Below are 13,299 nucleotides of genomic sequence, written 5' to 3' on the forward strand. Positions count from 1 at the left end.
GTCTGTCTGTTATCCGCCGTAACCAAGAATGACGCGCGGCAGGAACAGGCTGATTTCTGGAATGAAAGTCACCAGCATCAGGATGGAAATCACCGCTGCATAGAAAGGCAGCATTGGTTTGATCAGATCCTGAATAGCAACTTTGCCTACAGAGCAACTGATGAACAACGCACTGCCCACTGGCGGCGTAATGATGCCGATGCACAGGTTGTAGGTCATCATAATACCGAAGTGCACAGGATCCATGCCAAGCTCAGTCGCGACAGGCAGGAAGATTGGTGTGAAGATCAGCAGCGCAGGGGTCATGTCCATAAAGGTGCCAATTACCAGCAGGCAGATGTTGATCACCAGCATGATGATGAATGGGTTTTCTGAGACATTCGCCAGTGCTTCACCAATTGCGTATGGAATGTCAGAGAATGTCATGGCCCAGGACATGCCGATAGAACAACCAATCAGAAGCAGCACGATGGAACTGGTAATGGCACTCTCAAGAATGATGGTGGGTAGATCAGTGACCTTCACTTCGCGGTAAATGCCAACCGCCAGTAGCAAGGTGTAAACCACTGCCACAGCAGAAGCTTCTGTGGCAGTAAAGACACCACCAATGATTCCACCCATGATGATGAAGATGAGCAACAACGGCAGGAAAGCATCAGCGATTTTGAAGAGGATCTCTTTGAAACTTGGCAGCGGGATCAGTGGATAGCCACGTTTCGCAGCAACGATACCAGCCACAACCATCACACCAAGACCCATCAGGATACCTGGCAAGTATCCGGCAACGAACAGCGTTGCCACGGATGTGCCGCCAGAGATCAGAGAGTAAACGATCAGCGTTGAGGAAGGTGGGATCAGCATGCCAGTTGGGCAGGAGGCAGCATTCACCGCAGCAGAAAAGGCAGGGTCATAGCCTTCTTTGCGCTGTAGCGGAGACATGATGCCACCGATTGCAGCAGCAGAGGCTACAGCAGAGCCCGAAATGGAGCCAAACAACATATTTGCCAGCACGTTGACGTGTGCCAAAGCCCCCGGCAAACGTCCGCCAACAATCTTGGCCAGCTCAATCAAGCGGCGTGCGATACCGCCAGAGTTCATGATGTTGCCAGCGAGAATGAAGAACGGGATCGCCAACAGTGTGAAGCTGTCCAGACCACTCGCCATCTTCTGTGAAACAACAAAAAGGGCCTGATCAAAAGAGATCAGAAAGGTGATTGTTGCTGTTGCCGCCAGCCCGATTGCAAAGGAGATCGGCACGCCGAGTGTAACGAGAATGCCAAACACACCAAACAGAATAAGACCGCTTTGAAGCTCACTACTTAAAAATTCCATCAGACTTACTCTTATTTTGCAGCAGGATCAGCGGCATCAGGCATCTGGTCGTTTGGACCTGTACCCGTGCCATTGACGAGACCAATGAAGAACTCAATGCAGTAGAACAGCATGATGCCGCCAGAGAACGGAATAGCTGCGTAGATGTAGCCCATTGGAACGCGAAGAGCGGGCGAGACTTGCCCGTTCGCGAGTGTCTTCAGGACCAGTTGTCCGCCGCCGTAAAGCATGACAACACCTGAGAAGAAGGCGATCGCCAGAATGATGAAGTAATCTGAAAACAATTTCCGATTGCCGACCAGCGAGCCGGTTAAAAGATCAATTGCCAGGTGTCTTCGCATTCCAAGCGTATAGGCCGCACCAATCAGGCCGATCCACATAAACATGAAACGAGCAAGTTCATCGGTCACGGTGCTTGGCGTGCCAAGAACGTATCTCGAAAAAACCTGCCAAACCACACACACCACGAGCACGACAAAAACCGACACCGTGACGGCCTTGAGGATCGTGTTAACTATTTTGGTCAGCGCTTGCATTTTATTTCCCTAATCCAGGTGAAGGCGCGGGCTCAGTATGCAGAAAGAATCTACAGTGGGCGACCAATTTCTCCTGAGGGGTTGTTCAGGAGATCTTGAATTCGTGAGAGGGTTTCAGTTGGAGATCTGCAAATCTACGGATATCCAATGAATCCAATTAAATTACCTCTCCTCCAATTAATTGCTGATTTTTGATTATTGGTCAACCAATATGATAAAATGGTTTGACAATGTCGCAGTTTTGTACAAATGTGACATGTGTGAAGAGAGGTTTGGTTGATCTCCTTTCTCCACAATTCAACGGTATCAGCGGAATTGCTCTGACCTCTTGTTTTTCAAGGAAGATGTAGAGACGGGAGCAACGCCAACCAATGGTAGCGTGCTGAAAGATGTATTCTGAGGCAAAGGGAAGGGGAACAAGCTCTCAGTCAGCTATTTAAACTATTTATAACAGTAGCTTGAGAGTTTGGACTATTGGTTTGATACATACATTTCGGAATGATGACACTCTTTGAGTGTACAGAGGTCCCGGTGTGATGATTTTCAGATCAATGGCACATTCGCCTGATTTTCTCAAATACACACAAATAGGTCGACCAACTTGGACGGATGTCCCAACAACGACGAAACCAATATTGGTCAACGAGGATCAGTGATGCTTGAGCGGATGGAAGGTGCCGATAACGGCCTGGCTTGCTTGCATGATGAGGACTATGACGTTCCTTTCAATAAGCAGAATCTGAACAGCAGCACGCTGATTTTCACCGGCGGCCGTAAGGCTGAGTCGCTAAACGGAGAGTGGAACTTCTGCGTCGACCTGCTAGATACCGGCCTGCGTCAGAAATGGTTCTCTTTCACTCCAGAAGCGCGGGAAGATAAGACTGAGCCTTACGATTACGACCCTTATGCAGGCGAAACGGTTCCAGTCCCTTCGTGCTGGTCCATGCTCAAGGACAAATGGTACTTCTTTGAAGGCAGTGCGTGGTACACCCGCTCGCTGGATCTGGATGAACTGTCGGAAGACGAGCGCTTGTTCCTGAGAGTTGGAGCAGCGCAGTACGATTGTAAGGTGTTCCTGAATGGCGAGTTTCTCGGCAACCACTACGGCGGGTCCACACCATTCAATGTAGAGCTAACCGATCACGCAAAATCGGGTCGCAACTGGTTGATGCTGTGCGTAAACAACACCCGCACGCTGGATCGTGTCCCGATGCGAAATACCGATTGGTTCAACTACGGTGGCATTTATCGGGACGTAGAGCTCTATAGAACCCCGAAAACATTCATCTCAGATTTCTTCGCTTACCTGATCCCTGACAGCTCCTACGATAAAATCGTGATTGAGCTGCAGGTCAACGGCCCAGACAGAGCGTCCGTCACAGTCGAATTCAAAGAGTTGGGCATCAAGTCTGAGGTTCCCGTTGACAAAGACGGGTTCGGAAAACTGGTTATCCCATCAAAACCAGAGCTGTGGTCACCAGAACACCCGCGCCTCTATCAGGCAACAGCCTCTGTTGGAGAAGATCGTGTCGAAGACATGATCGGGTTCCGTCAGATAGATCAAGTCGGAACGGACGTTCAGCTCAATGGCAAGCCAATCTTTTTTCGAGGCATCTCCGTGCACGAGGATGACGAGTTTACCGGTAAAGTCTTGCGTGATGAGGATCTGGAGCAACGGTTCCGACATGCTAAAGAGCTGAACTGCAATTTCATGCGGTTCGCCCATTACCCGCACGATGAACGCGCGGCAAAAATGGCAGACCGCGAAGGCATTCTTCTTTGGGAGGAAATTCCGGTTTACTGGGCAATCGACTTCAAGAACCCGGATACCCTCAAAGACGCCCGCAACCAGCTTCAGGAGCTGATCAAGCGTGATCGCAACAGAGCATCTGTCGTCATCTGGTCTGTTGGAAACGAGAACCCAGACACTGACGAGCGCCTCTCGTTCATGAAGCATCTGGTTGATACTGCAAAAGAGATGGACCCGACACGTCTGACTTCTGCTGCCTGTCTCGTGAACCACACCAAGAACCGTATCGAGGATCGCCTGATCCAGCATATCAATGTGATCGGCATTAACGAGTACTATGGTTGGTATGAGGAGAATTTCGACGACCTGATCGACTTCCTGGACAACTCCGAGCCGGGCAAACCTGTGGTCATCTCCGAAACTGGTGCAGATGGTTACATCGGTGAGGGGAAACTGGAGAAGGGCTTCTTCAGTGAGAGTTACATGGCTGAGGTTTACCGCAAGCAGATTGCCACCTTACGCCAGCGAGAATTCGTAAAGGGCATCTCACCATGGATCCTCTATGATTTCCGTGTCGAACGTCGACAGAATATGTTCCAGCAAGGCTGGAACCGCAAAGGCTTGATCGCCTCAGACAAGAAAACAAAGAAAACAGCCTTCAAACTTCTTGCAGATTTTTATGCAGAGCTGAAAGCGAAAAACTGATCTGGATTGCACCATGACATTAGACTCGAACAGAAGACGTTATCAGGATGTGGCAGAAGAGCTGGTTCGCGATTTGGCGAACGGTGCTTTTGCAATTGGTGACAAGCTCCCTACAGAGCGCAAGATTTCTGAGGATCTGGGCGTTAGTCGGTCGCTGGTCAGAGACGCGATGATCATGTTGGAAGTGCAGGGACTTGTCGACGTCCGCAAAGGCTCAGGTACTTATGTCCTCCGTCTTCCGGGCGATGTGACACCAGACAGTTCACTAGAGCAGGACATTGGCCCATTTGAACTGCTGCAGGCTCGCCAGCTGCTGGAAAGCAACATTGCAGCTTTTGCCGCAACAATGGCGACCAAAGCTGATGTGATGCAGATGCGCGAGACTCTGGCAAAGGAGCGGGTTGAGATCGAATCCGGTTCTGGAAGCCACAAGGCTGATGAAGAGTTCCATCGACTGGTTGCGCAGGCGAGCCAGAACTCCGTGTTGACCGAATCTGTTGAGCACCTTTGGACATTGCGCAAGCGTTCCCGCATGTGGGAGCAGCTGCATCAGCGCATCTTTGACCAAGGCTATCAGATTAAGTGGCTGGATGATCACCAGGCAATCCTGTCGGCGCTGCAATGCCGGGATCCGCAAATGGCCCGACAAGCCATGTGGCAGCATCTGGAGAATGTGCGCATGACACTGTTGGAGCTTTCAGATGTCGATGATCCTGCATTTGACGCATACCTGTTTGATACCGATCCGCTGGCCGCGGTGAATGATCTCAAAAAAATAACCGAAGTGAAATGTTAAACCGGGCCTTGGCCCCAAAATTTGAAAAGCAAAGAGCTAAACATGGAACAGACTTGGCGCTGGTATGGCCCACATGATCCGGTCACTCTCAAAGATGTTCGGCAGGCAGGGGCAACGGGCATTGTCACCGCTCTCCATCATATCCCGAATGGCGTAGTGTGGTCAGTTGAAGAAATTCAAAAGCGCAAAGACGAGATTGAAGCTGCCGGTCTTGTCTGGTCTGTCGTCGAAAGTGTTCCGGTCCATGAGCATATAAAAACGCGCACTGGGGATTTCGAAAAGTATATCGAGACCTATAAGCAATCCATCCGTAATCTGGTGGCCTGCGGCATCACCAAGATCTGCTACAACTTCATGCCTGTACTGGACTGGACACGTACAGATTTGACCTACGAACTGGAAACAGGCGCGACCTGTCTTCGCTTTGATGCAGATGTCTTCACAGCCTTCGATATCTTCATTCTCGAGCGCCCGAACGCTAAAGAAGAATACTCTGCAGAAGAAGTTGCGCGCGCAACCGCTGTCTTCGAGGCGATGTCTCAGGAAGATAAAGACGGATTGGTTAGAACGATCCTGGCCGGCCTTCCAGGTTCGGAAGAATCCTACACGGTTGCAGATATTCGCGCTCACCTGGAGCGCTACAACGGCATTGATGCAGATAAGCTCAGAGAGCATCTGGCACTGTTCCTCAAAGAAGTCATTCCAGTGTGCGCAGAAACTGGAGCGGTGATGGCAATCCACCCGGATGATCCTCCGCGCCCTCTGCTGGGCTTACCACGGGTATGCTCAACTGAATCTGATTATGAATATATTTCGAAGGCAGTCGATGTACCTGAAAACGGCTTTACATTCTGCACTGGCTCTCTGGGTGTTCGGGCTGATAATGATCTTGTAGGCATTGTGCAGCGCTACGCCAAGCGCATCCATTTCGTCCACCTGCGGGCCACCAAACGCGAAGACAATCCACTGTCCTTCCATGAGGCGGACCATCTGACCGGCGACGTTGATATGGTTGGTGTAATCTCAGCCTTGGTGGATGAAGAAGAGCGTAGGAAAGCAGCTGGCTCTGATGATCTGATCCCGTTCCGTCCAGACCACGGCCATGCCATGCTCTCAGACCTGCAAATGAAATCTGCACCGGGTTATCCAGCAGTGGGTCGTTTGCGTGGCCTTGCAGAGTTACGCGGTGTTGAAACAGCAATACGAGCGATGCGCGAACCTGCATAAACTAAATTCGCAAAATCAAACATCAACAAGCCGGGGCATTGCTCCGGCTTTTTTTACTCACTGTGAAATCAACGAATATTTTATTTGTGTAATATTATTACATAACATATAAAAGCCATCCCCTTCGTGGTGCTGCCCATGGTGAGTTGAGGTGCCTATTGTGCAATTGATTGAGATGGATGGAGTTGGGATCAAACGGCAAGGCCGTTGGTTGATCCAGAATGTGACTCTGAGTGTGAAAGCTGGTGAGATTGTAACCCTCATCGGGCCGAATGGAGCTGGCAAAAGCACGACCGCAAAAACCGCGTTAGGCGTGTTGAAAGCGGATGCCGGAAAGATCAAGTGCAAACCTAATCTCAAAGTCGGCTATGTCCCTCAAAAGCTTGCCGTGGACTGGACAATGCCTTTGACTGTCGGTCGCTTGATGAGCCTGACCGCCAAACCGTCCAAGACTGAGATTGATAAGGTGTTGGAGAAAACGGGCATCTCGCATCTCATCGATGCCAATGTACAGCAGCTTTCGGGTGGTGAATATCAAAGAGCACTGTTGGCAAGAGCGATCCTGCGCACGCCAGACCTTCTCGTTCTGGATGAGCCAGTACAGGGTGTCGACTATTCCGGTGAGATAGCTCTTTACAATCTGATCCTCCAAATTCGTGAGGAGCTGAACTGCGGTATCCTGCTCATTTCGCACGACTTGCACGTGGTGATGGCGCAGACAGATACAGTGGTTTGCCTTAACGGCCATGTGTGCTGCAGCGGTGCACCAGAACATGTGGCAGCCTCTGATGCCTACAAGCAGCTCTTCGGGGATGCTGCCTCACAGTCTCTGGCGATCTACCACCATCATCACGACCACAGCCACAAGGCCGACGGAACAATCGTTCCATCCAAAGGGGATTCTGGAGACTGCTGCGATCATGGATGATTTTATTCTAAGAGCCATGTTGGCCGGGATTGGACTTGCGCTTGTCAGCGGACCACTCGGCTGCTTCGTCGTCTGGCGTCGGATGGCTTATTTCGGCGATACCATGTCCCACTCAGCGCTTCTTGGCGTTGCGCTTGCCTTCCTGTTGAACATCAATCTCATGGTAGGCGTACTGGGTGTGACAGTAACGGTCTCCTTGTGTTTGCTCATCTTGCAAAAACGGGGGGCGCTCTCAACGGATGCTTTGCTGGGGTTACTATCGCATTCGGCCCTTGCACTCGGCATGGTCCTGATTGCGTTCATGAGCTCAGTGCGTTTTGATCTGCTCTCTTTGCTGTTTGGGGATATCCTCGCTGTTGGCAATGAGGACGTCATTGCAATTTACGCCTGCGCCGCAGTTATTCTCGGTTTGATGTACTTTCTCTGGCGCCCATTGCTGGCGTCCACGGTCAATCGGGAACTGGCGGAAGCTGAAGGTTTCAATCCAGACCTGACACAGCTCGTTTTCATGGTCATGATGGCAGCAATCATCGCCATTGCTATGAAGATCGTCGGTGTTTTGTTGATCACAGCGCTTCTGATTATTCCAGCAGCGACAGCGCGCTGGTTTGCTAGAACACCGGAGCAAATGGCCGTTGCCTCATCTATCATCGGTGTGGCGAGTGTTATTCTTGGTCTGGAAGGCTCACTACAGTTTGACAGCGCGTCCGGTCCATCCATCGTAGTGGCCAGCCTGTGCTTATTTTTGCTTTCATTGTTTGCATCCCGGCTCATAAACAGAGTATTGGGAAAGGAGCGAGGGCAGTAGAGCGTATTCCCGAAAAGTGGTTCCGGTTTTTGGATAGGAAGACGCTTGAGAACAAAGTGTTCGGGCTTGATGCGTGAATGCATAGGAACGCAACAAGCTTTGGAGTGAAAGAAGTGGCAATGGCAACTGCAGAAGTGAAGCTCACTAAAAATCAGCGTCTGGTTCTGGACTTGCTGTGCGCTTCAGATGCACCTATGAGCGCGTACTCCATTCTGGATCAACTTCGCTCTGAGGGACTTCGCGCACCATTGCAGGTCTACCGTGCTCTGGACAAGCTCATCGGACTGGGTCTGATCCATCGCCTTGAAAGCATGAACGCTTTTGTCGCGTGTGCACATCCCTCATGTCATTCTGTAGAGATGGTTGGCTTTGCGATTTGTGAAGCTTGTGGCAAAGCGCTGGAATTTGCTGACAATGATGTCGCGGAAATTCTGAGCGGTTGGGCAAGCGCGAATGGTTTTGATGCCAAATCAACTTCCATCGAGATTAAAGGCACCTGTGCATCCTGCCAAGAAAAGTTGGAAAGCTCCTCAGGAACTGAGTGAGAACCTACGCCGTAGATCAAAGAGGCTGGGTACATCACTCTCTGTGTGGTGCAGTTCTGAAGGTTCGATCAGTTCTCGCGAAATCCAATTTGTCGTGTAAAGCAAAGGCTTCTTCTGTTGGCGCGACGTTGGTTGGCCGCCAAACCCGCTGCCATCGACAAGAATAAGATCACTTGGAAGTTTTCGTCGAAGTTCGGAGAGGCTGGAAAACAGCAGGGATCGGTTCTTACTACATACCTGTAATCCAGTAGCTCGTTCTGCAAGTCTTGCAAGGATATCCGGGAACGAGCGTGTACGTTCACTCACCACGTATCTCAGAAAGATGCCGGGTGAGTAATCCCCAAACAGACTTTCAATGTCGTCCTCTGGATGTACCTCGCTCCAATTGCGAAACGGAACATACAGCGCATTTTCGTTGTTATAGAAGGCTTCATGGCTAACCGTGTTGAAGTGGCCTGGATGTTTGGATGAAAACACAAGGTTCAACGGGTTCTGCTCAGGCGCGACAGCTTCGTCTATAATGCGGAGCCCACCATTATAGAGCGGATCTCCATAGGCAAGCACAAGTGCACTAGAAATACGTTGAAACGTCTGGTCAAACTCTCTGTCCGGTGAGGGACCGATGCTTAAGAGCAAATCAGAAGCAACAAGGGTGCGCGTGGGGATCGGACATATACCGCCATGATCGCTCCAAATGACCTCAAGGTCGCTCAAACTGGCAAAATCGCTTGGCTGCACAGTTTTCTAGTCCTCTGAAAGATTGAAGCCGGGCCTTGGGAGCCTACAAAATCAATAATGAGGAAAAGTTGACGCTACGGCAAGTGCGTGTAGGGCGCAAACAGTTAAACTGGAAAAACTATTTTTTTGCTGTGGCAAGAGCGCTACAGCAACGCCACCTGTTGGACTGGTCGTTGCTGTAACACCCGTAAAAGGAAGGAGAATAAACTGCGGCGAGGGAGCGGTAATCTCGCCACAGGTGTGTCAGTTCCGTTTAAGGAGCTGCAACATACGTTGGCTGCAATGTGGAGGACGGTGTCACACCAGCACCCGCGCCTGAGATTTTGTAGCCATTGGCTCCGCGGCGTGCATTGGTCTTGGCTCGCGCTGCTTTGCGGTTGCCGCCACGATAATCCACGTTGATGCCCAGCTCATTGATCATTGCGACTAGCTGAGAGCGGGAGTAAAAGCCCAGGGTGCTCAGCAGTGCAGAAACATGATGCTTCACGGTCGCTTCGGAAATTCCGAGCTCATGAGCGATTTGCTTGTTCAACTTACCTTCTTTCAAGTAAGTCAAAATGGTAGCCTGACGGCGTGTCAGATTGGCCAGACCTTCATAAAAGTCGATACCAAACGCGTTCTGCGCATCTTCGGATTCTGTGGTCACCTCAACAGTGCCGCCGGTCAAAATCGCTTTGAAGACAGAAAAATCAGCAGTCTTTGGAACAGCTGCACTTGCACCGCGGGCAATGAAGTAATCTGCAAGGCCCGGATTGTCTTGCTCAAGCAGCATGACAAGGCTGGAAATCTCATAGGTCTCCAGCAGTGCGGATGCCGTGCCGAGTCCTGGTGCCCCCTTCATACGAGGGTTCACAAGTACCACTGCGGAAGGGTGAAGTTCTACCCAAGTCTGCAACTCGGAAAAGCTTTTCGTCACAAGTACATTCACGCCATGACACTCATTGGAGTAGATACTCGCAAGTGCTCTGGAAAATGCCGGATGTGGATCACCAATAATAACAGTGTGCATGGAAACCTTCTCCCTTAGGGTTCCAACAGTGGACTGACGCTCCCGATACATAATTTCTCCTCCCTAAACTATGCACTACGTGTTTCGTCTTATCTCTTGAAAAAAATACATGCATATGGTTTTTTTACAAGCGTTGATGTGAGGCTCCATGAAAAATAATTTTCAAGATACCAGTGAAACGCGAAAATCTACTCAGGCAGAGAAGAGTGACCGCATGCGTAAGGAGATCCTCCTTGCGGCTATCAGCTGTTTGCACGAGTTTGGCTATCACCGTGCATCTATTAAGAAAATTACCGAAAAGACCAGATTTTCGCAGGGTGCGCTGCAGCATCATTTCCCGACTAAAGAAGATCTGATGGTCTTTGTTCTGGAAAGGTTGCTCGCGAAATCCGTTCGGTTGACTTTGGAGTGGTTGAACGAAATCGGTGAGGATAAAAGCAGAATTTCTGAGCTGACTATCAAATGGTGGACGAATCAGGCGAACTCTCCTGAGTACCTCACCATGGTGGAAATTCTTGTTGCAGCGCGAACGGAAGACTCGCTGCGTCGCCGCATCAAACCCACCTTCGACAACTTCGCAAAAGTGACTGACGATCGAATTCTGGCAATTTTTGATAGCAATAAAATAAGTCAGACAATCGCACGTACGCTCATCACAGCCTCGCGTCAGATGATGACAGGCCTGATCAGCTCAGATGGTTTGTTTATGAAGGAAGAAGATAAGCAGGCCTACATCGAGCATTGGGCGATGTTTTTGCAGCAACTTATCGAGCATAGAATGCAGGAATCTGCGTAGACTTTAGTCTATGTGGCATCCGGGCACGTGGCCCGAATGCACGATCTTTTAGCAGCCGAGATTACATCAGCTGGCTAAGTTTCATTGCAACGCTCATGTCACCATCAATAGTGAACTTGCCCTGCATGAATGCCGCTGTTGGATCCAGATCGCCAGCAATCAGAGACTGAAGGTCTTCAAAGGTAACGCCGATTGTGCAATCAACGTCTTTGTTGTCGGTGGAGATGGAATTGCCATCAATCACCAGAACACCTTCGTCACCACAGTCAAACTTGATTGAGCTGTCAAAGTCGCTGGATTCTACGCGGCCTTTCAGGTCATTCAAAAGTGCGTCCATGCTCATATTTGTTCCCTCCATCTGTTAAATTACAGTGTTTGAAAAATCCGGGCAGATGCCTAAGGTGTTCTAAGTAGCGCACTACGTATTACGCATCGGGCATCGTGTTAACGTAAGCGTAATTCAGCATGCGTTGAATGTAAAGACACCAGATTCCGCTTATTCGGGATTAGCCCTGCTGCCTTAGTAGGGCGTTCTGCCAGCTGATCCGCCAAAGACTTTGTCTTCTCAGTCACAACATCGCCAGTGTGCTTTGTCGCTACCGGCTCAATGAGCACGATCCAGCATTCCTCTTGAGCAACCGGGTTATGCATTTTACCTTTGGGGACAACATGGAAGTCACCCTCATTTAGGGTAACAGCTTCCCCTTCGTACTCAATAATGACACTGCCTTTCACAACATAGAAGAGCTCATCTTCCTCATCATGCTTGTGCCAGGCGAGATCTCCTTTGACCTTGGCGACCTTAACATACTGGTCGTTTACTTGAGCGACGACGCGAGGGGACCAGTAGTCAGTGATCTTATCAAATTCAGAATTAAAATTGCCAATCATAGGAACCTCATAAAAACAGGATGCTGACGGTTATATGGGGCTGTTGCAGTCTCGTACAACACAGACTGGCTCATCCGTTGACGTTTGCTTACAAGCCGTTATAAGCCCCTCCATGAACACTCCGAGCCCATCCTTTATCTACGCTCCGCCCATGGAGCCCTTCCTTGATGTCGTCCATCAGGATGAGCAGCTTCTGGTCCTCAACAAGCCGAGTGGTTTGTTGAGTGTCCCCGGTCGCGCAGAAGAGCATAGGGACTGTCTGGAAAGCCGCGCTCAATCCATCTATCCAACAGCAACAACCATCCATCGGTTGGATATGGATACCTCTGGTCTGCTTGTGATGGCCATGAACAAAGACGCGCACCGTCATGTCGGGCTTCAGTTCGAAAAGCGCATGACGCGAAAAACTTACATTGCCCGCGTATGGGGGCACGTCTCTGAGGATCAGGGAGAGGTTGATCTTCCTTTACGATGTGACTGGCCCAATCGCCCAAAACAGATGGTTGACCATGAGCAGGGCCGTTCAGCACTCACGCGTTGGGAAGTTGTCCGCCGAGAGGAAGCGACGACCCTTGTAAGGTTGATGCCAGTCACAGGCCGCTCTCACCAACTTCGCGTACATATGCTTGCGCTTGGTCATGTCATTGTGGGAGACCGCTTCTACGCAGACGGAGAGGCGCTGGTGTTCTCAGATCGATTGCACCTCCACGCGCAAACGCTTGAGCTGCGTCATCCCATCGGTGGCGAATACAATACCTTTACAGCTGCCTGCCCGTTTTGGGATCTGTAAGTCGCCAATATCTGCCAGACTCATTGAATTTGTAAAAATGAGTCACATTAAATACGGGTAATATCGTATTTTGTGCAGCCAGAGCGCACTATTCACAAGCACTAGGTGAAACTACCAGCAAATTATTGCAGGAAAAGAACTTTCACACAGTATAAGACAGTGCAGTTGTCCTATAAGCAAATCGCTGGCTATCTCCCAGTAAAAACCGCGATCTCACTCCGCATTAACTCATTGAATATAAAGTGTAATATCACTGATTTTACGGGTGAAAACTGTATGCAATGCTATGCAATAAGTGACAAGTTTGATTATTATGGCAATTCTGGTCTCTGAGAGTAGCCTTCAGATTGCCAGTTTTATGACATCCTATTCATATATCTCTGATTTTTGACTTAAGTCATGCGCCTAAAGTACAATGTGACCCAATAATACCTGTGTCGAACAGAAG

The 13,299-nt window shown here is 50.0% G+C and carries 13 protein-coding genes and 1 pseudogene; 8 read left to right on the top strand and 6 right to left on the bottom strand.

The genetic code is table 11. The annotated features are described in order from the left end of the window. Nucleotides 1–9 precede the first annotated feature (9 nt). Together PsAD46_RS06810 and PsAD46_RS06815 are read right to left on the bottom strand one after the other, a co-directional pair. Complete coding sequence (locus PsAD46_RS06810; RefSeq protein WP_057464764.1) at nt 10–1,332, bottom strand: TRAP transporter large permease; 1,323 nt, start codon at nt 1,330–1,332, stop codon at nt 10–12. A gap of 11 nt (nt 1,333–1,343) precedes the next feature. Further along, nucleotides 1,344–1,868 (bottom strand): TRAP transporter small permease, encoded by a 525-nt coding sequence (locus tag PsAD46_RS06815; protein WP_063304239.1) that lies wholly within the window; start codon nt 1,866–1,868, stop codon nt 1,344–1,346. A gap of 655 nt (nt 1,869–2,523) precedes the next feature. On the opposite strand from PsAD46_RS06815, the gene PsAD46_RS06820 reads away from it, so the two are divergent. The 6 genes from PsAD46_RS06820 to PsAD46_RS06845 all read left to right on the top strand — a co-directional run bounded on the left by PsAD46_RS06820 (nt 2,524) and on the right by PsAD46_RS06845 (nt 8,627). Next, complete coding sequence (locus PsAD46_RS06820) at nt 2,524–4,323, top strand: glycoside hydrolase family 2 (protein ID WP_063304240.1); 1,800 nt, start codon at nt 2,524–2,526, stop codon at nt 4,321–4,323. Between the two features lie 13 nt (nt 4,324–4,336). Beyond that, entirely contained in the window at nt 4,337–5,119 is a 783-nt protein-coding gene (locus PsAD46_RS06825) for an FCD domain-containing protein (protein ID WP_063295338.1), read from the top strand. Between the two features lie 42 nt (nt 5,120–5,161). Then, on the top strand, nt 5,162–6,346 hold the full coding sequence (uxuA, locus tag PsAD46_RS06830) for a mannonate dehydratase (protein WP_063290734.1): 1,185 nt from the start codon (nt 5,162–5,164) through the stop codon (nt 6,344–6,346). Between the two features lie 175 nt (nt 6,347–6,521). Beyond that, nucleotides 6,522–7,274 (top strand): ATP-binding cassette domain-containing protein, encoded by a 753-nt coding sequence (locus tag PsAD46_RS06835; protein ID WP_208981713.1) that lies wholly within the window; start codon nt 6,522–6,524, stop codon nt 7,272–7,274. After that, entirely contained in the window at nt 7,267–8,082 is an 816-nt protein-coding gene (locus tag PsAD46_RS06840; RefSeq protein WP_063286938.1) for a metal ABC transporter permease, read from the top strand. The genes PsAD46_RS06835 and PsAD46_RS06840 overlap by 8 nt, the downstream gene beginning before the upstream one ends. 119 nt (nt 8,083–8,201) lie before the next feature. Continuing rightward, a complete protein-coding gene (locus tag PsAD46_RS06845; RefSeq protein ID WP_063290798.1) occupies nt 8,202–8,627 on the top strand; it encodes a Fur family transcriptional regulator in 426 nt (141 codons plus the stop codon). Here the strand turns inward: PsAD46_RS06845 and PsAD46_RS06850 are convergent. Both PsAD46_RS06850 and PsAD46_RS06855 read right to left on the bottom strand, forming a co-directional pair. Further along, nucleotides 8,613–9,365: a hypothetical protein gene (locus PsAD46_RS06850; protein ID WP_063290732.1), complete on the bottom strand. Its 753-nt coding sequence runs from the start codon at nt 9,363–9,365 to the stop codon at nt 8,613–8,615. The two genes, PsAD46_RS06845 and PsAD46_RS06850, sit on opposite strands and share 15 nt — an antisense overlap. A gap of 253 nt (nt 9,366–9,618) precedes the next feature. After that, complete coding sequence (locus tag PsAD46_RS06855; RefSeq protein WP_208860220.1) at nt 9,619–10,374, bottom strand: response regulator transcription factor; 756 nt, start codon at nt 10,372–10,374, stop codon at nt 9,619–9,621. A 148-nt stretch (nt 10,375–10,522) separates the two neighbouring features. Here PsAD46_RS06855 and PsAD46_RS06860 point away from each other — a divergent pair, with 148 nt between their 5' ends. Further along, nucleotides 10,523–11,170, top strand: coding sequence for a TetR/AcrR family transcriptional regulator (locus tag PsAD46_RS06860; RefSeq protein ID WP_063306448.1), 648 nt, complete (start codon nt 10,523–10,525; stop codon nt 11,168–11,170). Nucleotides 11,171–11,231: 61 nt separating this feature from the next. Here the strand turns inward: PsAD46_RS06860 and PsAD46_RS06865 are convergent, their stop codons facing one another. Beyond that, entirely contained in the window at nt 11,232–11,513 is a 282-nt protein-coding gene (locus tag PsAD46_RS06865) for an SCP2 sterol-binding domain-containing protein (RefSeq protein WP_057464754.1), read from the bottom strand. A gap of 206 nt (nt 11,514–11,719) precedes the next feature. Beyond that, nucleotides 11,720–12,061, bottom strand: a pseudogene (locus PsAD46_RS06870) (cupin domain-containing protein); the annotation flags it as partial. A 151-nt stretch (nt 12,062–12,212) separates the two neighbouring features. Between PsAD46_RS06870 and PsAD46_RS06875 the strand changes: the two are divergent. Next, nucleotides 12,213–12,851, top strand: a complete 639-nt coding sequence (locus PsAD46_RS06875; protein WP_063290731.1) for a pseudouridine synthase — start codon at nt 12,213–12,215, stop codon at nt 12,849–12,851. Nucleotides 12,852–13,299 lie beyond the last annotated feature (448 nt).

This window comes from Pseudovibrio sp. Ad46, from assembly GCF_001623065.1.
In the GTDB taxonomy this organism is placed as follows: Bacteria; Pseudomonadota; Alphaproteobacteria; order Rhizobiales; family Stappiaceae; genus Pseudovibrio.

What these genes read in the sequence shown, in the direction of transcription:
- PsAD46_RS06810 (WP_057464764.1), bottom strand. Translation starts at nt 1,332, where the DNA reads ATGGAATTTTTAAGTAGTGAGCTTCAAAGCGGTCTTATTCTGTTTGGT.
- PsAD46_RS06815 (WP_063304239.1), bottom strand. Translation starts at nt 1,868, where the DNA reads ATGCAAGCGCTGACCAAAATAGTTAACACGATCCTCAAGGCCGTCACG.
- PsAD46_RS06820 (WP_063304240.1), top strand. Translation starts at nt 2,524, where the DNA reads ATGCTTGAGCGGATGGAAGGTGCCGATAACGGCCTGGCTTGCTTGCAT.
- PsAD46_RS06825 (WP_063295338.1), top strand. Translation starts at nt 4,337, where the DNA reads ATGACATTAGACTCGAACAGAAGACGTTATCAGGATGTGGCAGAAGAG.
- uxuA (WP_063290734.1), top strand. Translation starts at nt 5,162, where the DNA reads ATGGAACAGACTTGGCGCTGGTATGGCCCACATGATCCGGTCACTCTC.
- PsAD46_RS06835 (WP_208981713.1), top strand. Translation starts at nt 6,522, where the DNA reads ATGGATGGAGTTGGGATCAAACGGCAAGGCCGTTGGTTGATCCAGAAT.
- PsAD46_RS06840 (WP_063286938.1), top strand. Translation starts at nt 7,267, where the DNA reads ATGGATGATTTTATTCTAAGAGCCATGTTGGCCGGGATTGGACTTGCG.
- PsAD46_RS06845 (WP_063290798.1), top strand. Translation starts at nt 8,202, where the DNA reads ATGGCAACTGCAGAAGTGAAGCTCACTAAAAATCAGCGTCTGGTTCTG.
- PsAD46_RS06855 (WP_208860220.1), bottom strand. Translation starts at nt 10,374, where the DNA reads ATGCACACTGTTATTATTGGTGATCCACATCCGGCATTTTCCAGAGCA.
- PsAD46_RS06860 (WP_063306448.1), top strand. Translation starts at nt 10,523, where the DNA reads ATGAAAAATAATTTTCAAGATACCAGTGAAACGCGAAAATCTACTCAG.
- PsAD46_RS06865 (WP_057464754.1), bottom strand. Translation starts at nt 11,513, where the DNA reads ATGAGCATGGACGCACTTTTGAATGACCTGAAAGGCCGCGTAGAATCC.
- PsAD46_RS06875 (WP_063290731.1), top strand. Translation starts at nt 12,213, where the DNA reads ATGGAGCCCTTCCTTGATGTCGTCCATCAGGATGAGCAGCTTCTGGTC.